Raw genomic sequence first — 24,295 nt, 5'->3', positions numbered from 1 at the left:
CTCACCCGCCAGCCGAGGGATTCACGGGGCCGCCGGTCGACGGGCCGGTATGAACGACTCCGACGAGATGCCGCGGTTGGGTCTCGGCACCTACCAGAACGAGGACCACGACCAGTGTGTCGAGAGCGTCCGCACCGCCCTCGACGTCGGCTACCGGCACGTCGACACCGCGCAGGGGTACGACAACGAGGACGCCGTCGGCGAGGGCATCGCCGCCGCCGGCGTGGACCGCGACGACGTGTTCCTCGCCTCGAAGGTCCAGACCGACAACCTCGGCTACCGCGACACGCTGGAGTCGACCCGCGAGTCCGCGGAGAGACTCGGCGTCGACACGGTCGACCTGATGTACGTCCACTGGCCGCTCGACGCCTACGACCCCGAGGAGACCCTACCCGCCCTCGACGAACTGCGCGAGGCGGGGACGATTCGACACGTCGGCCTCTCGAACTTCCGGCCGGACCAGCTCGACGAGGCCAAGGAGCACCTCGACGCCCCCATCTATGCCCACCAGGTGGAGATGCACCCGCTGCTCCAGCAGGAGGAACTCCACGAGTACGCCGTCGAGGACGACCACCTGCTCGTCGCCTACTGTCCCATCGCCCGCGCGAAGGTCGAGGACGTCGAGGAGGTCGTCGAGGTGGCGGAGAAACACGACGCCTCCCCGGTGCAGGTGAGCCTCGCGTGGCTCACGGCGAAGGAGAACGTCGCCGCGATTCCGAAGGCGACCGGCGAGGAGCACATCCGCGAGAACTTCGAGGCGCGGGAAATTGAGTTAGATGAGGAGGACGTGGCGCTGATTGACTCCATCGAGCAGGAGGAGCGCATCGTCGACTTCGACGAGGCGCCCTGGAATCAAGTGTAGTTCTCAGAGGTGGACTGTTATTCGGGCGAGATATTATTATTTCGATACATAAAGCGTCCACCGATGGGTATTGGCTCGAACTACTTTTTCGGGATGCTGTTCAGTAGAATGGCGATTTATGCATATTTAGCTGGTAGTGGTATCACTACTGGGTTGTTATACATCGGAACAGTCCTAAATGTCGTTTCTATTCAAACGAGGCTAGCGGAGAGTCTACCTCTTTTCATCGAAATCTACGCGAGGGTCATGATTCCTCTCTGGGTCCCTCCTATCACTCAAACAGACATCACTGCCTTCGCATTCAACGTCTTCTTCGGAGTAATAGTCCTGATGTATTGGACTGTGAAGTACACCTCTGCGATGGGGCGAAGAGGATTCTAAGGCAGTCCACCGTCTGCTTTTGCACTTCTTACAAATTCGATTAGATGAGATAGCAGCTCGTTTCTCTCAAAAGCCCCCGCACGTTCGGCGGTTCTGTCTCGCTGTGCTCCTCAGTCGCTTCGCTCTCCCGAACCACGGTGCTTGCGTCGGCAGAACCGCCGACCGCTGGGCGAGAGCGAAGCTCTCGCGAGCAACCGGAAGCGAAGCTTCCGGTGACGCAGCCCCTTTCGAAGCCCCGCCCACAGCACCGCATCCGCAGCCACGTCCTCCCCAGCCGATTCGCTCGCTCCGCTCACTCATCCCTCGCACGACCTCGCCGCGGACGGAGCCGCGGCGGCGCGCGCCGACGCGACCTCTGTGTCGCGTCGAATTCGTGCGAGGGACCGCGGCCGCGCTTGTCGCGGCCGCTCGGAGGTTGGGGAGGTGTGAGGCGCGGTGCTGACCTGGTGGGCTTGCAAAGGGCGAGCGCTGTCGGCGGTTTCTCGCGACGTAAGCACTGGAGCGAGTGAGCGCAGCGAACGAGCGAAGCGCACAGCGAGCGAGAACCGGCGAGAGCGCGAGGGCTTTGCTGGGTCACCGAGTCGCCTGTCGGTGGAACGTACGAAGTATCGCGTGGACTGCCGTCGCCGAAAACGAACCCCGCAACCTCTTTGACGCCGACAGCCACAGTCAGAACCACCAATGCCCATCGGACCCCTGGACGACGACGCCGTCGAGAAGCACCGAGAGGCCGGCGAGGCCCTCCGCACCGCCTTCGACGAGACGGCCGAGATGATAGAGCCGGGCGTCACCCACCTCGAAGTCGCGGAGTACGCCGAGGAGCGGATAAACGAACTCGCCGACGGCAACGCCTTCCCGGCGAACATCAGCGTCGACGAGGAGGCGTCCCACGCGACCCCCTCACGCGACGACGAGACGGAGTTCGGCGAGGAGATGGTGTGTCTCGACCTCGGCGCCCACGTCGACGGCTACATCGCCGACGCCGCGATGACCGTCGACATGACGGGGAACGACGAACTCGTCGAGGCCGCCGAGGAGGCCCTCGACGCCGCGCTCGACGCGGTGGGCCCGGGCGTCGAGACCGGCGAGGTCGGCGCCGAAATCGAGGACGTCATCCGCGGCTACGGCTACACGCCCGTCCTCAACCTCTCGGGCCACGGCGTCGAGCGCTTCGACGCCCACACCGGACCGAACATCCCGAACCGCGGCACCGAACGCGGCGTCGAACTCGAAGTGGGCGACGTGGTCGCCATCGAGCCGTTCGCCACGACGGGAAGCGGGAAGGTCACCGAGGGGGCCAAGGAGGAGATATACGAGGTCGTTGCCGAGCGCTCCGTGCGCGACCGCTCCGCGCGGCAGGTGCTCGAACAGGCCGAAGAAGAGTTCCAGGGGCTCCCCTTCGCGGCCCGCTGGCTCGACTCCTCGCGCTCGGAGATGGCCCTACGCCGACTGAAGCAGAACGGGATTCTCCGCGGGTACCCGGTGCTGAAGGAGGACGACGGCGAACTCGTCAGTCAGGCCGAGCACACCGTCATCGTCACCGAGGACGGCTGCGAAATCACGACGGAGTAGGCGAACGTCGAAGCCGGCAGGAGGACGCCCCGACTCCCGCTTCGGCTCGGCCGCGTCGCTGTGCGGTCGCTGTCGGGGTCGAAAAAACTGGAAAAGACGCCATGCGGCCGTTCGTCGTCGTCCGAATCACCGGCCGGGGTGGCCGTCGGGGGCCGACGCCGAACGGTCTATCGCCCGTTTCGTCGGAACCGCCGTAACCGTATCCCGGTACTCGCCGACCCGCGCCGGCGAGGGACCGGATGGCTCACGGCAGGGCCGTTCAGGCGTTGTTCATCCGCTGGGTCGTCTCGTTTCCGCAGTCCATGCAGGTCGCGACGCGGTACGGTTCGCGGGAGAACTGCGAGTTCTCCTGCTTGGAACTCTCCGTTCTGAGTTCCACCCGTACCTTGTGGGTCGTATCACGGGTGCATTCCGGGCATGATTCGGTTACCCCGTCAAGGTCGGATGGCTGAGTCGCCATTGCATCCTGTCGGACGGGCGGAGACGGGATAAAGCGGTCTCTCCGTCCCGGACGCTTCCAACCGTTTCACCGCTCGGAACGGCCGTATTCGTGGTATTGACCGCCCTACCACCACGGAGTGACCGACCCACGATGCTCTCGAATACCCCACTCACGTCGGGTGGTTTTCCCCCACCTAAGTTCGGCCAGATGGACGGTAAAGCGGACGTATATCCCGTGAGAGGGGTCACCGACATCCCACCCGACCGCACGGTCTCGATTCCGGACACGTGCCACGACGTGTTGGTCAGCGCTCCCCGCGGCGACCGACGCGATAGACTCTCCGCGGCGACCGACACCTATACCTCGCCGCCGGCGGTCGCGAGCGCATGGACCGCATCTTCGCGCCGTGGCGAATCGAGTGGGTCGAACGCGACGACGAGGAGGGGGTCGACGGGTGCCCGTTCTGCGTCCTCCCCGAGCGCGAGAACGACCGCGAGAACCGGGTGGTCGCCCGGAGCGAACACAGCCTCGTCCTCCTCAACAACTACCCCTACAACCCGGGCCACGCCATGGTCATCCCGAAGCGCCACGCGACCGAGTACCCCGACCTCACGGACGACGAACTGCTGGACCACGGCCGGCTCAAACAGCGCACGCTCCGCGCCCTCGACGAGGCGATGGGGCCGGACGGGTTCAACACCGGGCTCAACCTCGGCGGGGCGGCCGCCGGTGGCTCGGTCGACCACCTCCACACCCACGTCGTGCCGCGCTGGACCGGCGACACCAGCTTCATGCCGGTCGTCGGCGACACGAAGGTGATCGTCGAGGAGTTGGAGCGCACGTACAGTCACCTCCACGACGCGTTCGCGGACCTCGACGGGGCCACGGTCCCGGAGGACGAACAGGCGGCGGTTCGGTTCGACTGACTCGGGCCGCCCGAGCCACCCGAGTCGCCCGAGTCGCCCGAACCGGCCGACCCGTCCGGAGCGACGACGGCCGGGATTTCTACGCCTCGAAACCCGCGTTTCTTCGGGGCTAAACCCCCGACACGCCCCGAAGCGCCTTTGACCCCCGGCCGTCTACTCGGCACCGACAGCATGAACCGGAGCTCGACAGTCAGATACGTCGGGCTCCTCGTCCTCGGGGCGAACCTCGTGCTCGCCCTCGCGAAAGGGGCCGTCTGGTACTCCACCGGGAGCCTCGCGGTCGGCTCCGAGGCGGTCAACAGCCTCGCCGACTCGGCGTACAGCCTCGTCGTCCTCGGCGGACTCTACCTCACCACCCAGCCGCCGGACTTCGAGCATCCACACGGCCACGAGCGCATCGAGCCGTTCGTCTCCCTCTTTGTCGCCCTCGGCGTGTTCGCCGCCGGCGCGAGCGTCATGTACCAGTCGGCCACGGCCGTCCTGTCGGGGTCGTTCGGCGGGACGACGAGCCTCCTCGCGGTCGGCGTGCTCGTCGGCACCGCCATAGCGAAGTACCTGCTCTACCGGTACTGCCTCCGCGTCGGCGAGGAGGCCCACTCGCCGGCCATCGTCGCGACCGCGAAGGACAACCGGATAGACATCCTCACCGCCGCGGCGGCGCTCGTCGGTGTCCTCGGCGCCAGCGTCGGCGTCCCCATCCTCGACCCGGTCGCCGCCGGCGTCGTCGCCGTGGGTATCCTCTACACCGGGTTCGAAATCGTCCGCGACAACGTCGGCTACCTCGTCGGCACCGCCCCGCCCGAGGAGCTCAGAACGAAGATTCTCGAACGGGCCCTCGAACACCCGAAGGTGCAGGGCGCCCACGACGTGGTCGCCCACTACGTCGGCCCCGAGGTCGACGTGAGCCTCCACGTCGAGGTCGAAGGGGAGATGACGCTGCGAGAGGCCCACGCCATCGAGACGGACATCGTGCAGGCCATCCGCGAGCTCCCGGAGGTCGACGACGTGTTCGTCCACGTCGACCCGAAGGAGCTCGGCGAGTGGAAGGCGGACCCGACGACCGACCGGCTCGCGGGACCGCTCGAACGGGCCGAGGGCGACGGAATCGAGAGCGACGAGGCGTACGACGACCGGCGAAAGCGGGAGCACCGGGACCGCGAGAAGGGACCGCCGCGGGCGGGGAGCGGGTGAGTCTCGGGCGGAGCCTCAGACCGGCCGACCGAACGCGTACACCGTCTGGTGGCCCGTAATCTCCACGTCGAGGAAGTTGCCGGGTTCGACGCCGTGCTCGCTCGCGTTCTGGACGATGACCTGCCGGTAGGCATCGTCGCGACACTTCACGGAGTCGCCGGTGCCCTCCTCGACGACGAGGACGCGCCGCTCGGTGCCGACCATCGACTCGTACGCCTCGCCGACGACGTCCATCTTCAACTCGGACATCGCCTTCGAGCGCTCCTTCTTCACCGTGCCGCCGAGTCCCTTCATGTCGGCGGCGTCGGTGCCGGGTCGCTTCGAGAAGCGCGTGACGTTGATTTTCTCGGGCCTGACCTCCCTGAGCAGGGCCATCGACTGCTCGTGGTCGGCGTCGGTCTCGGTGGGGAAGCCGACGATGAAGTCGGTCGACAGGGTCCACTCGTCGAGCGCGTCGTCGAACGTCTCGACGACCTCGACGAACTCCCGGACCTGGTGCTGGCGGCGCATGTCGCCGAGCACGTCGTTCGAGCCGGACTGCACGGGCGCGTGGATGAAGTTGTACAGTCTCTCGTTCTCGGCGAACACGGTCGCGAGTTCCTCGCGGATACCGTGGACGCCCTTCGGGTTCGCCATCCCGAGTCGGACCCGGAACTCGCCCTCGATGTCGCAGACCCGGTCGAGCAGTTCGTGGAGGACGCGCTCGCCCTGCTCCCACCCGTAGACGCCGGTGTCCTGGCCCGTGATGCGAATCTCCTTCGCGCCGGCGTGGACCAACGCGCGGGCCTTCTCGACGTTCTCCTCGATGGGGGGTGAGTCTATCTTCCCCGTCGCCTGCTTCGTGATGCAGTACGAGCAGTCGGACATACAGCCGCGGGCGATGGGGAGGATGCCGATGACGCCGTCCAGAATCGGCTCGGCGTCGGGCGTCGGGGTCGGACACTCGCCGTTCATCGCGGCGGCGGGCACCTCGTCCCAGTGGAGCACCTGTGCGTCGACGCCGGCCTCGCGGAACTCCTCGCCCTGGGCGAGCGCCATGCAGCCCGTGACGATGAGTTCGGCCGTCTCCGCTTCTAACTCCTGGGCCCGGCGGAGCATGTTGCGCTCCGTCTTCTCGACCACGGTGCAGCTGTTCAGGATGGCGACGTCGGCGTCTTCGGGACCCGCCGCGGGGGCGTGACCCCCGTCGCGGAGCGCCCGCTCTATCTGCCGACTCTCACCCCGGTTGGCGGTGCAGCCGTAGGTCTCGATGTGGTACCGGGCCATCGTTTCCTGAACCTGGGCGGCAGAGGGCCAAAAGCGGCGTGGTCTCGGGTCGGCGTCGGCGGTCGTCGGCCGGTACTAAATGCTGTCGGCTCAGATTCATACGCTCGGCGCCCGTAACGGGACCGTAGGGTGACTCACATGGTACCAGAGACGGCCGACGAACGAACCGACGGACCGAGACGACGTGCTGTGAAGGGGCGACGGGAGGTGTCGCGCTGATGGACCCCGTCCTCCTGCAGGCCGGCGAAGCCGGGCTCCTCGGACCCGTCGTGGTGTTCCTCATCAGCTTCGTCGTCGGCGTCGTCGGCATCTACGTCGGTGCCCAGCTGGTCATCGACCGCGACGTGGGGTGGACGCGGGCAGCCATCGCGGCGCTGGTCGGCGCGCTGGCGTGGGCGGTCGTGCTCGCCTTCGTCGGCTGGATTCCGCTGCTGGGTCCGATTCTCGCGCTACTCGCGTGGGTCGGCATCATCAACTGGAGCTACCCCGGAGGGTGGGGGACGGCGGCAGCTATCGGTCTCATCGCGTGGGTCGTCGCCTCCGTCATCATCTACTTCCTGGGTGACCTCCTCGGCATCGGCCTCAGCGCCTTCGGCATCCCGGGGGCGTAACGAGCGTACCCGGGCGGGGTCGGCGTCGCCCCGCCCTCATTCGTATCAATAGAGGAGAAGATTCATGTCGGTCGAGCGCGCGCTCCCGGTCGATGCCCTCCAGACGACGATACCTCGCGGCGCTCGGCACCGCCGGCTCGGTCGGCGGTGCGGGCTGTCTCGGCACGCTCGGTGTCGATGGGAACGGTGGCGACGACGAGGCGACCGGCCCGGCGAGTGACGACACTGACTGGCCGACCGTCGGTCGCGACTCGCGCCGGTCGAGTCACGCTCCCGACGCGCGGGTGCCCGCCGACCCAGCCGAGGCGTGGTCGGTCGAAGTCTCACGACACGTGGGCCTCGCCGCCGCGGGCGACGCGGTCCTCCTCGCCTCGTGGGACGGCGTGACCGCGCTCGACGCCGCGACCGGCGACCGACTGTGGCGCGCCGCGCCGGCCGACGACGGCACCTTCCACACCGTGCCGACGGTCCACGACGGCACCGTCTACGTCGGGTCGGACCGGGGCCTCGTCACACTCGACCCCCGGACGGGGGAACGTCGGTGGGCCGTCGACCTCCCGGAGGGCGTGCTGGTCCCACCGGCGGTCGGCTACGACGGCGAGTCCCTCCTCGTCGCCGGCGGCCACACCGTCGCCGAAGTCGAACTCGCCGACCGGTCGGTGCGGTGGACGACCGAGGTGGCGATGCCCGTCTCACAGCCGCTCACCTACTTCGACGGGAGTCTCTTCGTCGGCGCCGAGGGCGGCGAGCTGTACGGACTAACCCCCGCCGCCGAGGGCCACCTCTCGTGGCGCCAGAAGCTCCCGGGGCGGCTGTTCGGCGCGCCCGCGGCGGGGCCGAACGACTGGCTCTACGTCGACACCAACGACGGCTACGTCCACGCCGTCTCGCCGAACCGCGCCGGCGGGGTCGTCTGGTCCTCGGCCGAGCGCGCCGCCAGTAGCGGGACGCTCGCCGTCGCGCACACCACCGCCTACGTCGCCGGCGCCGGGGGCGTGATGGCGCTCGACGCGTACGACGGGACGACCCGGTGGCGCGCCGGCGAGGGGTTCTTCTGCCCGCCCGTCCTCGCCGGCGAGACGCTCTGTGTCGGCGACGAGCGCGGCGGGGTCGTCGCGTTCGACGCCTCGAACGGGACGCTCGCGGGCGTGGGCGGTCGGCAGCGCTGGCGCCACCAGCACGGCGGTCGGGTGCGCCGCCTCGTCGCCGCCGGCGGTCGCCTGTTCGGTGCGACCGAACCTGCCGAGGGCGAGCCGACGCTGTTCGCACTGGAGTGAGAATCCGGCGAGGACAAGAGACTTATCGTCCGCCGAGAACGTCGGGACGATGCCCTCCAGACGACAGGTCCTGGCCGGTGCCGGCGTCGCGGGGGCCGGTTGGCTCGGATGGAATTGGTCCCAACTGAGTGCCACAGACACGTACTACGACGGCCAGGACCCGCCCGACACGGAGTGGTGGCCCCAGCCGCGCTTCGACCGCATGGGAACGTGCTTCAACCCTCGCCAGGTCGGCCCGCGCGAGGGCGTCCGCGAGCGCTGGAGCGTCGACGTCGGCGGCCCCTCGGCCCGGCCCGTCGTCGCCGACGGCACGGCCTACTTCCCGACCGCGGGAGGGTTGCTGGCGCTCGACGCCCGCAGCGGCGAGGAGCGCTGGCGGGTCGACCGCGACCAGCCGCGGTCGATGTGGCCGTACGACGCCGTCTTCCACGACGGACTGCTGTACGTCGCCTCGGGCGACGACCCCTCGCTGCTCGCGCTCGACGCCGAGAGCGGCGACCGCGAGTGGACGTTCCACCCGGACAGCTTCTCGGTGACGGCGCTGCTGGTCGACCCGCGACGACCGACGCTGTTCGCCGGCGACTACGAGGGAAACGTGTACGGTCTCGACCCGGCGACCGGCGAGGTGCGGTGGGAGTCCGAGGTGTTCGGCGTCGTCACGCAGTTCGCCCTCGGCATCCCCGGACTCGCCGTCGGCACCGAGGCCGGGGAGGTCCACGCGCTGTACCCCGACGACGGTCGGCACCTCTGGCGGCGGAAGCTCCCCGGCCGGGTGCGTGCGCTGGCGACGGCGAACGGCCGCGGCGTCTTCGCGGGCGTCTTCGGCGGGCCGACGGTCGAACTCGACACGAGCAGGGCGGGGGGGACGACGTGGCGAAGCGACCGCTGGACCAGCGACTCGTTCGCGCTCGCCGGCAACACGCTGTTCACCACGGGCGGCCGCCTGACCGCGCTCGACGTGCGCGGCGGTGACCGCCGCTGGACGGGCGGCAGAACGACGCAGTGCGGTCCGGCGATGGCCGGCGACACCGTCTACGCCGCCTCCGAGACCGACGTCTCGGGGTACGCTTTCCGCGGCGGAGTCGGCGTCGGACCGCTCCGAGTCGGCGCGAAGCGGTGGTCCCACCCCGTCGAGGGGCGCCCGGAGCAGGGGTTCGCCGTCGCCGACGACGCGCTGTTCTTCATGACGGAAGGTGGCGGCGAGGAGACGCGGTCGAAAGCGTACGCGCTGGAGTCGGCCTGAGTCTTCACCGTTCCGAGAGTCCGGGCCGTCACCGTTCTCGCCGCCCAAAAATCCCGGCGTCGTCGTCCTCGCCGTTCCGAGACCCTCAGTCGTCGCCGTCCTCGTCGAGGCTCTCGACGATTTCGACGCCGCTCGACGCGCCGATGCGAACCGCCCCGGCGTCGAGCATCGCGAGCGCCTCCGCGGCGTTCCCGACGCCGCCGCTGGCCTTGACGGGAAGATACTCCGCCATCAGTTCCACGTCCGCGACGGTGGCGCCGCCGTTCGCGAAGCCGGTCGAGGTCTTCACCATGTCGGCGTCGGCCTGCGCGGCCGCCTCGCAGGCGCGGTGTTTCTCCCCCTCGTTGAGGAGCGCGGTTTCGATGATAACCTTCACCGGGATGGGGACGGCGGCGACGACCTCTTCGAGGTCCTCGGCGACGCGCTCGTCCTCGCCGGCTTTCAGCCGCCCGACGTTGACGACCACGTCCAGTTCGTCGGCGCCGTCCTCCCACGCCCGGACGCCCTCGTCGCGCTTCGCGCCGGTGGCGTTCTGGCCGTGGGGGAAGCCGACGACCGTGGCGAGTGTCACGTCGGGGGTATACTCGGCCGCCTCCGCGACGTAGCACGGGGGGATGCAGGCGTTCATTCCGTACTCCGCGGCCTCGTCGAGCACCGTCTCCACGTTTGCGAGCGTCGTCTCCGGGCCCAACACCGTGTGGTCGATGTGGGCGGCGAGTTCGCGTCGGTCCATGTGCGGTGGGTCGCGGTCGGGGATGAAAACGTGTTCGTCTCCGCACGGGGTGCGGACGGTCTCGCCGCTCGGGGGCGTTCGCTCGACCTCGGCGCCCCCGATTCCGCAAGGCCCTTGTCCCGCCGCCGCGCCCTCCCGCCCATGCAGGTGCTGCCCGAGGGGTTCTCGCTCCCGCCCGTCCCCTACCTCCTCGCCCTCTTGCTCGCGCTCGGCGTCGTCGCGTTCGGTCTCTACCGCCGCCGTCCGACCGTCACGGAGCGTCACGTCCTCGCGCTCGCGCCGTGGATGGTCGCCGGCTCCGCGTTCCACGTGCTCTACGCGCTCAACGCGCTCCCGGCCGCGCTCCGCCCGTTGGGGGGGACTGCCGCGGTGTACCTGGTGGTCGCCGTCCTCGCGGGGGCGACGTGGCTCCTCGCGGACCGCGCCGGCGACGGCGGACTCGCCGTGCCGGTCGCGCTCGCGTCGACGGGCGCGGTCGCGTTTCTCGCGTCCGCCGCCGTGGCCCTCGCCTGGGGCGTCGACAACGGCTCGCTCCGCCTCGGCTGGGCCGCCCTCATCCTCGTTGGCGGGTGTGTCGTCGCCGCCGCGACCTGGGCCGTTCTCGCCCGAGTCCGCCCCGCGGCCACGTCCGTGACCGGGTGGGTCGGCGTCCTCGCCGTCTTCGGGCACGCCCTCGACGCCGTCTCCACGGCCGTCGGCATCGACATCCTCGGCTTCGCCGAGCGCACCCCCGCCTCGCGGTTCATCATCGAGGTGGGTAACTCGCTGCCGACGGCGGAGTTCGTCGGCGGCGCGTGGCTGTTCGTCCTCGTCAAGCTGCTCGTCGCCGGGGCGATCGTGACGCTGTTCGCCGACTACGTCCGCGAGGAGCCGACGGAGGGGTACCTCCTGCTCGGCCTGGTCGCCGCGGTCGGACTCGGCCCCGGCGCGCACAACGTCGTGCTGTTCACCGTGGCGTAATCGGTCCGCTCCAGCAGTCGAGGAGGCGCCTCGTCTCCCGCCAGCAGCGGTCGCACTTCAGCACTCGGTACGGCACCAGGTCCCGGGACGGACTCGACGGGTCCGACGACGGCGCCTCCACCAGTTCGAGTTCGGCACCGATGTGGGTCGTGACGCGGTTGCACCGCTCACAGAACCGCCCCTCACCCGTCCGTTCGGACTCCCGTCGCATCTGACTCACCGTCCCGCGTCCCGGACCGTGACTGCCCCGTCGGCCCGTCACTGAGCACCGCATCCGTTCTCCCGGGTTTCTGAGGAATCGTACGTCGTTTTCGGAGATAAACTAGATGGTAGTTTTCGACGCTCAACGTGTCCTTTCCTCCGGTTCGTTCACCGGACGGTCCGGGTCGCCGACTCGACGGTGAGGGTGTCCACCCCGCTTATATCGTTCCCCGTCGACTCCCGAAGGGACGGCATGCCACGGGTCATCTGTGCGGGTCACGTCAACTGGGACATCACCCTCCGGGTCGACCACCTCCCCGAACCCGACGGGGAGGCGGTCGTCGAGCGGCGGACGGGCGCCGGCGGCGGGAGCGCGGCGAACGTCGCGGCCGGCCTCGCCGGACTGGAGACCGACGTGACCCTGCTCGGGAGCGTCGGCGAGGACGACGACGGCGAGGCCGCCCTCGACGAACTCGCGACCGTCGGCGTCGACTGCGGGCCGGTCCAGCGCGTCCCCGACGGCGAGACGGCGACGAAGTACCTCGTCGTCGACGCCGACGGCGAGGTGATGGTGCTCGGACGCGACGGCGTCAACGAGGCGTTCGGCGCCGGCCACCTCCCGGACGACGCCCTCGACCGCGCCGACCACCTCCACCTCACCAGCCAGCGCCCCGACACCGCCGCCCGGTTGGTCGACCGGGCCGCCGAGGCCGGCGTGACGGTGAGCTTCGACCCCGGTCGCCGCGTCGGCTCCCGCGACTACTCGGTCGCGCTCTCCCGAGCCGACGTGGTGTTCCTCAACGACCGCGAGGCCGCCGCGGCGCTCGGCGACGCCCTCGGCGAGACGCTCGAGGACGCCCTCCACTGCCGGCCGGCGGGGTACGGCGCCGGCGAGCGCACGCTCGTCCTGAAACACGGTCCCCGGGGGGCGGAGGTCCGAACTGCGACGGGGAGCGTCACCCACCCCGGGTTCGCCGTCGACGTGGCCGACACGACGGGCGCCGGCGACGCCTTCGCCGCCGGGTTCATCGCCGCCCGGACGCGCGGGGAGTCGCTCGCGGCGGCGCTCGAGACGGCGAACGCCTGCGGGGCGGTCGCCTCCCGGACGATGGGAGCCCGGACCGCCCTCGACTGGGCGGCCGTCGAGTCCCTAGTCGAGCGTTGAGGCGCCCGGTTCGGCGTTCTCCCCGGCTCCGACCCTGTGCCGGCGGATTGTTGCACCGACGACGGAACCGCACGTTTATACGTACCGGGGCGGTTCACCTCCGGTATGGATTTTGGACTCCTCTCGGGGCTCCCCGCGGCGCTCTCCGCGCCGACCGTCGCCGACCCCCTCTTGGGGGCCGGCGCCGCCGCGAGCAGGGAGGTCGCAGTGTCGCTCCTCTCGCGCGTGAGTCCGATGCTCCTCTCGCCCGTGCTCGGGGCGGTCGCCGGACTCGTGGCGGCAGTGGCGATGACGGTCCCGATGTCGAAGCAGTCCGAGGGGTTCACGCCGGCGTACGTCGCGGCCGCGGCGCTTCGCGGGTCCCGCCCCGACGACGTCCGTTTCCGGGACGCCGTCCTCGCTCACCACGTCGCCGGCCTCCTCGTCGGCGCGGCGTACGGGTTCCTCTTCGCGCTCCTCGGCGCCCTCCTCCCGCGACTCGTCGCCGTCGCCGACGGGGTCGCGCTTCTCCCCCACGTCGCGAGCGTCGCCCTCGTCGTGGCGTTCGTCTACGTCTTCTTCGCCTACCTGGTCCTCCCGCGAACCGGCGGCGTCGTCTACGAGGAGCAGGCGACCGCCGTCCGCGGCCAGTGGCTCCGCTCGACGCTCGTCTTCGGTGCGGCGTTGTCGGTGGTCGGCCCGCTACTGGTGACCGTGGGCGGGTGAGCGGACGAACGCACGAGCGAACCGAAGCGGGTCGCTCGTCGGGCGGAAACGGGAGGGACCCGTCACCTTCGCGGCGCATCGCGCTCCGACAGAACAGTCGGACCTCCGTGAGGAGCACGGAACGGCGGAGCGCTACGGCTGACACCCGCCGCCCGCCGAATCGCGCGTTTTTTGCCGGCGACGCGTGAGGCTCGGACATGGCAAAACAGCCCCACCTGCTCGTCGAGGACGGCGACGTGAACGACATCGCGCTCGTACCGGGCGACCCCGGCCGCGTCGACCGAATCGCGAAGCAGTGTGAGAACGTCGAGGAGGTCGCCGCCAACCGCGAGTACAAGGTCGTCAACGCCACCTACGACGGCGTCCCCCTCACCATCTGCTCGACGGGCATCGGCTGTCCCTCCGCCGCCATCGCCATCGAGGAGCTGTGCAACGTCGGCGTCGACACCGTCGTCCGGGTCGGCACCATCGGCGCGCTCCAGGAGGATATCGAAATCGGCGACATGATAGTCGCCACCGGCGCCGCGAAGGAGGAGGGCACCTCGAAGCGCTACGAGTCCGAGGTGTACCCGGCGGTGCCGACCTACGAGGTGCTCACGTCGCTGGTCGACGCCGCGGAGGAGAACGACGAGGACGTCCACGTCGGCCCCATCGTCTCCGACGACGCCTTCTACAACGAGTCCGAGGAGTTCGTCGCCGACTGGAACGACGCCGGCCTGCTCGCAATCGAGATGGAGGCGGCCACGGTGTTCTCGCTGGCGCGCCGGCGCGGGATGCGCGCGGGCGCCATCTGCACCGTCGACGGCAACCTCGTCGCCGGCACGCAGAAGGGTGCCGACTCCGACGAGGAGCTGCCCGAGAAGGCGAAGAACAACGTCGAGCGCGCTATCGCCATCACCCTCGACGCGGTGACGGAGCTCGCCTGAGCGGCCCATGGACGGGGTCGACGGGGTCGAGCGGCGGCTCGCCGAAGTCGGACGGCGCGTGGCCGAGATTGGACGACGCATCCGGCGCCTCGAACGCCGGGAGGTCGCGGAGTTCGGCCGCTGGGTGGAGAACACGGACAACCTCATCCACCTCACCGTCCTCCTCGTCGTCCCGTTGCTCATCGCGCTCGTCACGTTCCTCTCGAGTGCGCTCGTCGAACTCTCCTTTCTGCTCTTCCCGCCGCTCGCGTCGGGCACCTACACGCTGTTCGCCGACCCGGAGGGTCGGTACGCCTCCCCCCGGACGTTCGTCGGCGGGATGACCCTCGGCGCCCTCTGTGGCTGGGTCGCGCTGGTGCTCTCGGCGACGTACGTCTACCACGAGCCGCCGAACGCGCTGGGCGCTCACGCCGGCGCCGCCGCCCTCGCGGTGTTTCTGGTCGGTGCCGCGACGTGGGCGTTCGACTTCGAGCTCCCCACCGCGTTCTCGACGGCGCTGCTCGTGCTTCTCACGGGCGAAGTCGACGTCGCCGTCCTCGACCTGCCGTTCGAGTCGGCGTTCGTCTACACCGTGAGCGTCGCGCTGTCGACCTCCGTCGTCGCGCTCGTCTTCTCGGTGTGGCGCCGGGAGTTCTACGAGCAGCGCGCCGAACTGCTGTACGGGACGACTCACGGCGACGACCACGTGCTCGTCCCGATGCGCGGCGAGACCGCGACCCTGACGGCCCTGTTCGGCGCCCGGCTCGCGGCCGCCCACGAGGCCGGAAAGGTCGTCCTCCTCGACGTGGTCGACGACGAGAAGCGCGCCGCCGCCGAACGGGAACTGCTCGCCGGCGAGCGTCCACAGAGCCGCAGCGCCGCCGACATCGAGGCGGCGATGGCCGACGACGGCGACGGGGCGGGCGAGTCCGACGACGACGGCGGCGACCAGACGACCGTCGAGGAGACCGCCGAGAACGCCGACGAGCCGATGGTCGAGTCCGTCGAGGACCGGGCCGCCCGCCGCGCCGCCGCCGAGGCCGCGGACCGGTTGGAGGCACAGGCCCGGCGGGTCCGGACGCGCCTCGGCGTCCCCTGTGAGGTCGTCGTCGCCAGCGGCGACCCGGGGAAGTCGACCATCAAGACCGCCCGCGCGACCAACTGCGACCTCGTCGTCACCCCCTACGAGGAGGACCGCGGTTCGCTCTCGGAGTTCGTCCGCACCGTCTTCCGCGGCCCCTTCGACGCCGTCGCCTTCCGGTCGACGACCGGCGCCGAACGCTGGCGACGCGTGCTCGTCACCGTCGCCCGCCCCGGCGACACTGCCCACGCCATGATAGACTTCGCCACGCGCCTCGCGGGGCCGAACGGGAGCGTCAGCGTCTGCACCTGCATCTCCTCGGAGGTGGAGCGCCGGCCCGCCGAGAGTCGCCTCGCCAACCTCGTCGAGACGGTCACCGAGCGCGGCACCGTCGAGACGAGAGTGGCTCGGACGGACGTGAAGGACTTCATCGACGCCAACGCCGCGAGCTACGACCTCGTCGTGCTCGGCTCCAGCGGCGACCGCAGCGCCGCCTCGCGGTTCGTCTCGCCGCCGACGTTCGAGCGACTGCGAGGCGTCGACTGTGACGTGGCCGTCGTCGACCGCGGCCAGTTCTGACCCCGAGCGGCGTCAGGTGACCGCCGCCAGCCGCCGGTCCATCTCGGCGTCGACCCACGCCGCGAGCTCCTCCTCCGGTTCGTCGACGTACTCGGCGAGCTTCGGGAAGTACCCCGAGTTGCCGAGGTGTCTGACGGCTTCGTACACCGGGCGTCGCGCCTCGTAGCCGTCCGGCAAGCCGTCGGCTCGCTCCCGGTAGCCGTCGAAGAACGCGTCGACGCCCGGTTCGGGGGCGGGGTCGCGCAGCCCGTCGAACCCCTGGTCGCGGGCGCGGTAGAGGTCCCGAACCGGGTCGCCGACGTGGGCCATCTCCCAGCCGAGAAAGCCGACCGTGGTGGTGGTGTCGGTGTCGGCGCCGGCGGAACTGTCGACGGCGCCGTCGGCACCCCCATCGGTCAGCACGCAGTTCGGCATCGCCGGGTCGCCGTGGAGGAGCACTGCGGGCGCCTCGTTCAGCAGGTCCCGGTTCGTCTCGGCGGCGTCGACGACCCGGTCGAAGTGGTCGTCGAAGCGGGCTGAGGGGGCCATCGCCCGCATCTCCTCGACGGTCCGAACGAGCACGTCCGTCCAGGGCGCCCGGTCGAGGTCGAGTCCCGGACCCCCGTCTCTCCCCGCGCCGACCGCGTCGCCGCGCCCGACGACCGTCCCGTGCGCGTCGAAGCGGAGTTCGTGGACCCCCGCGAGCGAGCGACCCATCGCGCGGGCGAGGCGCTCCCGCCGGGCTTCGCCGGCGTCGCCCCACGCTCGAACGAAGCTCCGGCCGACGGGTTCGGTGACGAGATACGGTATCGTCCCGTCGGTGTCGGCGTCGAGAACCGCCGGCACCGACACGTCGGCGTTCGCCCCGACGTAGTCGAGGACGGCCCGCTCGCGGGCGAGTCTGCGCCCGTCGCCCTCGACGTTCAGTTTGAGGTACGCCGCCCTGCCGTCGTCGAAGCCGACGCGGACCGTCCGGTTACTGTCGTTCCAAGAGGGGCCGGTCGCGCCGACCTCGGCGACCGACCGGTCGGGGAACGCGCGGCCGAGCGCCGCGTCGACCGGGTCCGCCGGACCGTTCGGTTCGTCCATGCGTTCCGGTTCCGCGACGGCAGAAAAGGCCTTGTGGTGGTGTGTGAACCCGCCGCTCGCCGGGGGACTCGCCGCTCGCGAGAGGGGCTTACCCGCCGCTCACGGGCGGGAACAGCGCAAGTTCGTCGCCCGCGTCGACGGCCGTCTCCAGTCCGTCTTCGTTGAACACGTTCGTCCCCTCGCGGAGCACGTTGATGTGCTCGCGCAGTTCGCCGTCGTCGTCGAGCACGCGGTCACGAAGCGCCGGGCGGTCCTCCAGCAGGGCGTCGAGCGCGTCGCCGACCGTCGCCGTCCCCTCGTCCTCGCCGTCGACCGGGACGACCACGTGCCGGTCGCCGGCGACCTCGGCGAGGTCCGCGAAGAGCTTCCACTCCATACGGTCACTCCTCCGTCCCCGGAGTTGAGGATTGCGTCTCGCGGCGGGGCCGGTCGTCGGGGTCGGTGCCGGCGCCGGCACCGCTCCCGTCGTCGGTCGTATCCGTGTTCGAGTCCGAGTCCGACCCCGAGTCCGAATCCACGTCCCCGGGCGCGGTCGCCGGCGTCGACGCCTCCGTCTCCAGTCGCCGAACCGTCTCGGGTCGGGCGACGACGTACAGCGTGTCGGCGGCGGCGAGCGTACGCGAGCGAGGTGGTACGGCCGTGGCCGACCCCGACGCCGGCTTCACCGCGACGACGGTCCCGTCGAGGTCGCCGACGCGTCCGCCGACCAGCGCGCTCCCCGCCGCGACCGTCAGGACGCCCATCGTCTCGTCGGCCGCGCGCAACAGCGACGCGAACTCCCGGTCGGCCTGCGGTTCGGCCGGGAGCGTCACGAGCCGGTAGGGGCCGTCGCCGTCGAGCGAGGCTACGTCGGCCTCGTCGGCCGCGAGGGTGACCACGTCACCGTCGACCCCCCGCAGCTCCGCGGTCAGGAGGCGGTCCGGCCCGTCGTCCGTACCGGTGTCGCCCGTCGATTTCCCTTTTGCCGACCTCTTGCCCGCCGATTCGCCGTTCGTCGACCCACCGTTCGTCGACCCACCGTTCCCCGACCCGGTCCCGGTCTCCCAGACCTGCACGACGTCCCCCGGCGAGGCGCCGGCGGGCGGGTCGGCTCTGACCGCCACCGCCGCGGTGCTCGGGGCGAGGGTCGGGCCGATGCCGCGCAGGCGACTCCCGACGCCGAGGTACGTCACCTCGCCGTCCGCGGCGAGTTCGACGTCGACGTGACCGACGCCGAAGTCCTCCTTGAGGCGGGTCACGAGGCGCTCGCGGAGGTCGGCCTGGTCGAGCCGCCGGGGGAAGGTGAACGTCTTCCCGGCGAGCGCGTCCTTCGTCGACTCCGGGACGGGGTCGTAGCTCTCCATGTCGGCGACCTCCTCGGGCAACTCGACGGTCGTCACGCGGCCGACCGACCGGACGACCGCCCCGAGGTCGCCGTCGAGGTCGCGGACCGCGGCGACGGAGAAGAGGTTCGAACCGGCGGCGTCGCCGACGCGGAGACCGACCGGCGCGGCCGCGAGGGCGGCGCCGATGGCGAGAACGTTGAACAGGGCGCTCTCGAGGGTGAACAGCTCGGCCGAGCCGGGACCCGTCAGGGAGCTCAGCTTCGCCGTCTGGAGGACGGTAGCGACGGCGCTGACCCCGACGAGCGCGGCCACGCCCTCGCCGACCCGCTCGCGGAAGTACCACCGGTAGACGAGCGCGACGAGGAAGGTCGTCGCCGCCGACAGGAGGAGGTAGCCGAGCACGGACGCGACCATCGCCTGTGGCGTCTCGGGCGTGCCGGCGACGGGGTCGGCCGCCTGCATCGGGAGCGAAACGAGCGTCGCAATCGCCGACAGGAAGACACTCACGCCGCCACCTCCGAGAGCGCTTCCAGCGCGTCACGGGGGCCGACCACGAACAACTCGTCGGCGGCGCCGAGTTCGGTGCTCCCGTGGGGGTCGAAGCGCCAGCGCCCGTTGCCGCGCTTCACGGCGAGGACGCCCACGCCGTAGCTCTCGCGAACGGACGCCTCGCCGATGGTCGTCCCGTCGAGGGGGCCGCCCTCGCGGACCGAAACCCGACGGAACCGGTTGCCCGCCCGCCTGAGGAGGGCGGCCAGTTCGAACTCCCGGCGGGTGCCGCGGGCGCCGACGACCAGTCGCGCGCCGTCGGCCGCGAGCAGGGTCTCGGCGTCCCGGCGGTCGACCGCGAGCGCGACGCGGCCCTCACCGCCCTCGACCGCCGGGTCGGCCGGCCCCGTCGTCGACGCGGATTCCCCCTCGTCGACGCCGCCGTCGGTCGCGACGTCGTCCGCGGCCGAGGTAGGGCCGTCGTCTCTGCCGGTCCCGGGGCTCGTGGCGGCGAGTTTCGCACTCAGGACCGTCCCTGCGACCGTGCCACCGTCGGTGACGACGCGGACCTCGTCGTCGCGGGCGAGCCCGCTCGGGAGGAGCGCCTCGACGGAGACGGCGCGCTTCCCGCTCGGCACGCGCTTCGAGAAGCCGCCGACCGGCGGGGCGGCGTGGACCGTCGCCCGCGCGCGCTCGTCGAGCCGAACCTGTACGTCCGCGAGGTCGTGGTCCTCGGCGAGGCGGTCGGCGAGGCGGGACTCCAACTCGGCGAGGGGGACGTCGGCGGGGAACGTCCACTCCCCCTCGCGAATCGCCGCTCGGAGGTCGGCGGGGAGCGACGGGTACCCCTCCACGTCACCGACCTCGCCGGCAACGGTGACGCGGACCTGCCCGCGGCCGCCGACGAGTTCCACGACGTCCGTCGACAGCGTGCGCTCGGCGAGTGACTTGAGAGTGAGTCGGCGCGGGGCGCCGCCGCCGAGTTTGTCCCCCTGTGCGTGGGCGTACAGGGTGAGCATCAGGACGACGAGGATGGCGACGACGAGCGCGACGCCGTGCTGGGACTGGACGATCTCCGGGTCCGCGAGCGCGAGCAGGCCGCCGTTGACGCCGGCGACCGCGAGCGCGAGGACGATGACACCGAAGCCGGGGATGGAGACGTCGGTGAAGTACTTGAACACGAAGCCGAGCGTCCCGGCGATGAGCGCCGGGACGATGCCGGTGAGGACCCCCAGATAGATTCCGAAGAGAATCTCTACCGGGAGCGAGGCGCCAGCCATACTCGGGGCTGTCACTCGGCGTATAAACACCTATCGTCGTCGGGAACTGTCTCCAGAGCCTTTTATACGAAGCCGCGACCAGCGGACGGTATGGAAGTCAGTCGGGAGTGGCTCGGCGCGCGGGCGACGGTGTTGTTCACAGCCGTCGCCGCGGTGCTGTCGGTCGTGACGGGCGTCGTCGCCATCACGACGACCGCGAGCGGCCCGCTCGCCGAGTTCGTCCCGCCGGTCGTTCGGGACACCGTCGGGTTCACCGGGACGCTGACGGGGTTCCTCCTCTTGACCGGCGTGTACGCGCTCCGCGGCGGCTACCGGGCCGGCTGGTACATGGCCGTCGTGTTGCTCCCCCTGACGGCGGCACAGGGGCTGTTGCAGTCCAGTCCGTACTCCTTCCCGCTGGTCGTGCTGTCGCTGGTCGGCCTGGTCGTCACGCTACTCAACTACCGGCGCTTCGACCGCGACCTCGACCTGACGCCGACGCAGCTGGCCGCGCTCGTCGCCATCGTCGGCGCTCAGGCGTACGGCACGGTCGGGACGTTCGCCCTGCGCGAGGACTTTCCCGGCGTGGACAACCTCGTGGACGCCTTCTGGTTCACGCTCGTCACGGCCAGCACCGTTGGGTACGGCGACATCACGCCGGCGACCCCGGGGGCGAAGCTGTTCGCCGCGAGCGTGCTCGTCGTCTCCGTCGCGTCGTTCGCCGTCGCCCTCGGTGTCCTCTTGACGCCCGCCATCGAAGCCCGACTCACCAAGGTACTCGGAGGTATGACCGACTCACAACTCGACTTGCTGGAGAATCACGTCCTCGTGCTCGGCTACGGGGACCTCACGGAACCGATACTCGAAGAACTCCTCGACGACGCCATCCCGTTTCTCGTCGTCACCGAGGACGCGGAGAAGGTCCGCCACCTCGGCGAGCGCGGCGTCGACGCGTTCGCCGCCGACCCGAGCGACGACGAGCCGCTCCACCGCGCCAAGATTTCGGAGGCCCGCGCGGTCGTGGTCGCGACCAACGACGACGCTCAGGACGCACTCACCATCCTGACCGCCCGGGAGCTCAACCCCGACGTTCGAATCGTCGCCGCCGCGACCAACCGCGAGAACGTCGAGAAGCTCCGCCGGGCCGGCGCCGACAGCGTCATCAGCCCGGCCACCATCGGCGGTCACCTGCTCGCCGAGTCCGCGCTCGGCGACGACGACACCGAGCGCATCGCCGACGAGTTGGCCGGCGACGGCGGCGACGACCGCGACGACCGGTGAGGCGACCGCGGCGACCGCGACGGCCGCACCGAGCACGGCGGCCGCGGCGGCCGGCGGGCGACCGCCTCAGGTCATCGCGTCGGGGTCGATGTCGGGGTTCGCCCGCATGAACTCGACCAGCGTCGCCGCGTAGGTCTCGATAGGTGGACACTCGACGTCCGTCCCCCGCAGGTCACGCACCGTGTTCGCGCAGGTGTAGCGCGTCGGATGCGTGAAGTAGTCCAGCGTGGCGGGCTCGACGGCCACGCGCTCGCGAAGTTCGGGCACCCGGTGGAACGCCCCTTTCGCCAGCCCGCGGGTCATCGGCACCGGGACAGGCGTGGTGTCCGCGGCGTCGGCGAACAGCCGGAGGAGCTTGCTCGCCGTGGCGGGCGCGGGGTCTGCCAACTGATAGGTGACACCTTCCGAGCGCTCCATCGCGCTCAGTTCGTCGATGGCGTCGACCACGAAGTCCCGGGGGACGACGTTCACCTCGACGCCCGAGGAGCCGAGCATCGCCGGGGTGAGCGCGTAGTCGCCCTGCCGCAGGAGGAGTTGGAGCACGTAGTACGGGCCGTCGTACTTCTGGGTCTCGCCGGTCTCGCTGTCGCCGACGGTGATGGCCGGCCGGTAGACGGTTGCGGGGAGCCCTTCGTCCATCGCCTCGCGGACGAGGACCTCCGCCTCGTGTTTCGACGACTCGTAGTGGTTGTGGAACGGGCCGGCCTCTTCGAGCATCGACTCGGTGAACAGCCCGTCGTAGCGGCCGGAGACGTAGCACGTCGAGACGTACTGGAAGCGCCGCAGGTCGGGGCAGTTCTCGGCGAAGTGCAACACGTGGCGGGTTCCGTCGACGTTGACGCGCTTTCCGACCGCCTCGCTCACCCCCACGTCGTAGACGGCGGCGAGGTGGTACACCTCGACGGTGTCGAGTTCGAGGTCCGCGTACTCGTCGGGGTCGAGGCCGAGGTCGCCCTCCGTGATGTCGCCCTCGTACAGCGCGATGCGCTCGTCCCAGTCGTCGCCGGCGATACTCCTCGCTCTGTCCTCGGCGTCGTCGCGGTACTTCGACTGCACGAGACACGCCAACTCGACCTCGTCGTCGTAGCGGTCGAGCAGGCGGCCGAGCAGGGCCGACCCCAGAAAGCCGGGGAAGCCGGTGAGGAAGACGGTCGTCACTTCGACCACCCCAGTTTCCGGCGGGCCCGGAGGTACGCGGTCATCCCGCGCTCCCACCACGCCCCGGGGAACCCACTCGGCGACCCGCCGAGGACGGGACCGTCGTTGACGGCGACGGTCTGACTCTCGGTGAACTTCAACAGCCCCTCGGGGCCGTGGCGTCGGCCCAGCCCCGAGTCGTTCATCCCGCCCATCGGCGCGTCGACGGCGCCCCACGTCGCGAGGTAGGCGTCGTTGACGTTCACCGTCCCGCACTCCAGATGCTCGGCGACATGCTCGCCGAGCCGTTCGTCCTCGGTCCAGACGCTCCCGTTGAGCCCGTAGGGGGAGTCGTTGGCGCGTCGGACCGCCTCCTTCACGTCGTCGACCTCGTAGACGGCGACGAGGGGGCCGAACGTCTCCTCGCGGTACAGCGTCATCTCCTCGGTGACGCCCGTGAGGACGGTCGGTTCGTGGACGTACGGTCCCACGTCGGGCCGCTCGCGACCGCCGGTCAGGACCTCGGCACCCTTCTCTACGGCGTCGTCGAGGTGCTCACGGGTCTTCGAGAGCTGGTCTGCGTTCTGCAACGACCCCATCTCGGCGTCGTAGTCGTAGCCGACGCCGAGGTCGAGGTCGCGGGTCGCGCCGACGAAGGCGTCGAGAAAGTCGTCGTACACGTCGGTGTGGACGTAGAGGCGTTCGGCGGCGATACAGAGCTGACCGGCGTTCGAGAAGCAGGCCGTGACGGCCCCCGAGGCGGTCTTCTCCACGTCGGCGTCGGCGAGGACGAGCAGGGGGTTCTTGCCGCCGAGTTCCATCGAGGCGGGGGTCAGCTCCCGGCCGGCCCGCTCGGCCACCTCCTTGCCGACCGCGGTCGACCCGGTGAACTGGACGAAGTCGACGGCCTCCACGAGCGCGGGGCCGAGTTCGGGCCCCTCGCCGGTGACGACGGGGAACAGTCCCTCGGGGAGCCCACAGCCCCGGAGGAGGTCGGCCACCCACAGCGCGGTGTACGGCGTCTCCTCGTCGGGTTTGAGGAGGACGGCGTTGCCGGCGAGCAGCGCCGGGAGGAGGTCCGAGACCGCGAGCGTGAGCGGGTAGTTCCACGGCGAGATGGCGCCGACGACGCCGACCGGACGGTGGTGGACGCGGGTTCGGGTCGCTCCCGGGACGGCGGGTGCTCGGTCCTCCGACTCGAGGGTCGACTCGGCCTCGTTCGCGTAGTATCGGGCGGTGTTCGCCACGTCGAGCACCTCGGACATGGCGTCCATCCGGGCTTTCCCGCTCTCTAGCTGGACGAGGTCGAGCGCCTCCTCGCGTCGGTCGAGCAGTCGGTCGTGGAAGCGTTCGAGGACGGCCGCCCGGGCGCGGGCGGACCGGTCTGTCCATTCGCGGCGCGCCTCGCGAGCGCGCTCGACCGCGCGGTCGAGGTCGGCGGCGGTACAGGCCGGTACCTCGCCGACGACCTCGCCGGTAGCGGGGGCTTCGACTTCGAGGGTGTCGTCGGCGTCGGTGTCGACGGTGGCCGCGAGGTCCCGCAGGCGGTCGCGGGAGGTCGTGGACGGTAACGACTCGGGGTTCATACCGGTCCGTCGGCCGGGGAGGTGTTGAATCCTCCCGCCGGGACGAGGGT

Annotated in this window: 23 protein-coding genes; 13 read left to right on the top strand and 10 right to left on the bottom strand. The window is 70.5% G+C overall.

Annotation, left to right across the window (positions count from 1 at the left end):
* Positions 1–49 precede the first annotated feature (49 nt).
* Together N5095_RS08390 and map are read left to right on the top strand one after the other, a co-directional pair.
* A complete protein-coding gene (locus N5095_RS08390; protein WP_267622321.1) occupies positions 50–862 on the top strand; it encodes an aldo/keto reductase in 813 nt (270 codons plus the stop codon).
* Between the two features lie 1,062 nt (positions 863–1,924).
* Positions 1,925–2,815, top strand: a complete 891-nt coding sequence (gene map / locus N5095_RS08385) for a type II methionyl aminopeptidase (RefSeq protein ID WP_267622320.1) — start codon at positions 1,925–1,927, stop codon at positions 2,813–2,815.
* Between the two features lie 259 nt (positions 2,816–3,074).
* Here map and N5095_RS22545 read toward each other — a convergent pair whose 3' ends face one another.
* Positions 3,075–3,275 carry a DUF7835 family putative zinc beta-ribbon protein gene (locus N5095_RS22545; RefSeq protein ID WP_390202839.1) on the bottom strand — a complete coding sequence of 67 codons (201 nt, stop codon included), beginning with the start codon at positions 3,273–3,275 and terminating at the stop codon, positions 3,075–3,077.
* Between the two features lie 368 nt (positions 3,276–3,643).
* Here N5095_RS22545 and N5095_RS08380 point away from each other — a divergent pair, with 368 nt between their 5' ends.
* Together N5095_RS08380 and N5095_RS08375 are read left to right on the top strand one after the other, a co-directional pair.
* The gene (locus tag N5095_RS08380) at positions 3,644–4,183 is read left to right on the top strand and encodes an HIT family protein (RefSeq protein WP_267622319.1); all 540 of its coding nucleotides are present in this window, start codon (positions 3,644–3,646) and stop codon (positions 4,181–4,183) included.
* A 171-nt stretch (positions 4,184–4,354) separates the two neighbouring features.
* Positions 4,355–5,374 carry a cation diffusion facilitator family transporter gene (locus tag N5095_RS08375; protein ID WP_267622318.1) on the top strand — a complete coding sequence of 340 codons (1,020 nt, stop codon included), beginning with the start codon at positions 4,355–4,357 and terminating at the stop codon, positions 5,372–5,374.
* A gap of 15 nt (positions 5,375–5,389) precedes the next feature.
* Here the strand turns inward: N5095_RS08375 and N5095_RS08370 are convergent, their stop codons facing one another.
* Complete coding sequence (locus tag N5095_RS08370; RefSeq protein ID WP_267622317.1) at positions 5,390–6,640, bottom strand: tRNA (N(6)-L-threonylcarbamoyladenosine(37)-C(2))-methylthiotransferase; 1,251 nt, start codon at positions 6,638–6,640, stop codon at positions 5,390–5,392.
* A gap of 218 nt (positions 6,641–6,858) precedes the next feature.
* On the opposite strand from N5095_RS08370, the gene N5095_RS08365 reads away from it, so the two are divergent.
* The 3 genes from N5095_RS08365 to N5095_RS08355 all read left to right on the top strand — a co-directional run bounded on the left by N5095_RS08365 (position 6,859) and on the right by N5095_RS08355 (position 9,771).
* Entirely contained in the window at positions 6,859–7,251 is a 393-nt protein-coding gene (locus N5095_RS08365) for a hypothetical protein (RefSeq protein WP_267622316.1), read from the top strand.
* Between the two features lie 92 nt (positions 7,252–7,343).
* The gene (locus N5095_RS08360) at positions 7,344–8,528 is read left to right on the top strand and encodes an outer membrane protein assembly factor BamB family protein (RefSeq protein ID WP_267622315.1); all 1,185 of its coding nucleotides are present in this window, start codon (positions 7,344–7,346) and stop codon (positions 8,526–8,528) included.
* A gap of 49 nt (positions 8,529–8,577) precedes the next feature.
* Positions 8,578–9,771 carry a PQQ-binding-like beta-propeller repeat protein gene (locus N5095_RS08355; RefSeq protein WP_267622314.1) on the top strand — a complete coding sequence of 398 codons (1,194 nt, stop codon included), beginning with the start codon at positions 8,578–8,580 and terminating at the stop codon, positions 9,769–9,771.
* 85 nt (positions 9,772–9,856) lie between these two features.
* Here the strand turns inward: N5095_RS08355 and deoC are convergent, their stop codons facing one another.
* On the bottom strand, positions 9,857–10,504 hold the full coding sequence (deoC, locus tag N5095_RS08350; RefSeq protein ID WP_267622313.1) for a deoxyribose-phosphate aldolase: 648 nt from the start codon (positions 10,502–10,504) through the stop codon (positions 9,857–9,859).
* 141 nt (positions 10,505–10,645) lie between these two features.
* On the opposite strand from deoC, the gene N5095_RS08345 reads away from it, so the two are divergent.
* Positions 10,646–11,464 carry a DUF63 family protein gene (locus N5095_RS08345; RefSeq protein ID WP_267622312.1) on the top strand — a complete coding sequence of 273 codons (819 nt, stop codon included), beginning with the start codon at positions 10,646–10,648 and terminating at the stop codon, positions 11,462–11,464.
* Here the strand turns inward: N5095_RS08345 and N5095_RS08340 are convergent.
* A complete protein-coding gene (locus tag N5095_RS08340; RefSeq protein ID WP_267622311.1) occupies positions 11,451–11,675 on the bottom strand; it encodes a hypothetical protein in 225 nt (74 codons plus the stop codon). The two genes, N5095_RS08345 and N5095_RS08340, sit on opposite strands and share 14 nt — an antisense overlap.
* 243 nt (positions 11,676–11,918) lie before the next feature.
* Here N5095_RS08340 and N5095_RS08335 point away from each other — a divergent pair, with 243 nt between their 5' ends.
* The 4 genes from N5095_RS08335 (at position 11,919) to N5095_RS08320 (ending at position 16,100) form a co-directional block, all read left to right on the top strand.
* Positions 11,919–12,830, top strand: a complete 912-nt coding sequence (locus N5095_RS08335; RefSeq protein WP_267622310.1) for an ATP-dependent ribose-1-phosphate kinase — start codon at positions 11,919–11,921, stop codon at positions 12,828–12,830.
* 234 nt (positions 12,831–13,064) lie between these two features.
* Complete coding sequence (locus N5095_RS08330) at positions 13,065–13,535, top strand: hypothetical protein (protein WP_390203043.1); 471 nt, start codon at positions 13,065–13,067, stop codon at positions 13,533–13,535.
* A 197-nt stretch (positions 13,536–13,732) separates the two neighbouring features.
* Positions 13,733–14,461, top strand: a complete 729-nt coding sequence (locus N5095_RS08325; RefSeq protein WP_267622308.1) for a guanosine phosphorylase — start codon at positions 13,733–13,735, stop codon at positions 14,459–14,461.
* Positions 14,462–14,468: 7 nt separating this feature from the next.
* Positions 14,469–16,100 (top strand): HPP family protein, encoded by a 1,632-nt coding sequence (locus N5095_RS08320; RefSeq protein WP_267622307.1) that lies wholly within the window; start codon positions 14,469–14,471, stop codon positions 16,098–16,100.
* A 12-nt stretch (positions 16,101–16,112) separates the two neighbouring features.
* Here the strand turns inward: N5095_RS08320 and N5095_RS08315 are convergent, their stop codons facing one another.
* The 4 genes from N5095_RS08315 to N5095_RS08300 all read right to left on the bottom strand — a co-directional run bounded on the left by N5095_RS08315 (position 16,113) and on the right by N5095_RS08300 (position 20,262).
* A complete protein-coding gene (locus tag N5095_RS08315; protein ID WP_267622306.1) occupies positions 16,113–17,168 on the bottom strand; it encodes a phosphotransferase family protein in 1,056 nt (351 codons plus the stop codon).
* 88 nt (positions 17,169–17,256) lie between these two features.
* Complete coding sequence (locus tag N5095_RS08310) at positions 17,257–17,544, bottom strand: ubiquitin-like small modifier protein 1 (RefSeq protein ID WP_267622305.1); 288 nt, start codon at positions 17,542–17,544, stop codon at positions 17,257–17,259.
* A 4-nt stretch (positions 17,545–17,548) separates the two neighbouring features.
* Positions 17,549–19,000, bottom strand: coding sequence for a DUF8167 domain-containing protein (locus N5095_RS08305; protein WP_267622304.1), 1,452 nt, complete (start codon positions 18,998–19,000; stop codon positions 17,549–17,551).
* Complete coding sequence (locus N5095_RS08300; RefSeq protein WP_267622303.1) at positions 18,997–20,262, bottom strand: potassium channel family protein; 1,266 nt, start codon at positions 20,260–20,262, stop codon at positions 18,997–18,999. The genes N5095_RS08305 and N5095_RS08300 overlap by 4 nt, the downstream gene beginning before the upstream one ends.
* 90 nt (positions 20,263–20,352) lie before the next feature.
* On the opposite strand from N5095_RS08300, the gene N5095_RS08295 reads away from it, so the two are divergent.
* Positions 20,353–21,522: an NAD-binding protein gene (locus N5095_RS08295; RefSeq protein ID WP_267622302.1), complete on the top strand. Its 1,170-nt coding sequence runs from the start codon at positions 20,353–20,355 to the stop codon at positions 21,520–21,522.
* 66 nt (positions 21,523–21,588) lie between these two features.
* On the opposite strand, the gene N5095_RS08290 is transcribed toward N5095_RS08295, so the two are convergent.
* Positions 21,589–22,689 (bottom strand): SDR family oxidoreductase, encoded by a 1,101-nt coding sequence (locus N5095_RS08290; RefSeq protein WP_267622300.1) that lies wholly within the window; start codon positions 22,687–22,689, stop codon positions 21,589–21,591.
* A complete protein-coding gene (locus N5095_RS08285; RefSeq protein WP_267622298.1) occupies positions 22,677–24,245 on the bottom strand; it encodes a succinic semialdehyde dehydrogenase in 1,569 nt (522 codons plus the stop codon). Before N5095_RS08285 ends, N5095_RS08290 begins: the two co-directional genes overlap by 13 nt.
* Between the last annotated feature and the right edge of the window lie 50 nt (positions 24,246–24,295).

The organism is Halobium salinum (assembly GCF_026586625.1).
GTDB classification, from domain to species: domain Archaea; phylum Halobacteriota; class Halobacteria; order Halobacteriales; family Haloferacaceae; genus Halobium; species Halobium salinum.
This window is presented reverse-complemented; position numbering and strand designations above follow the sequence as displayed.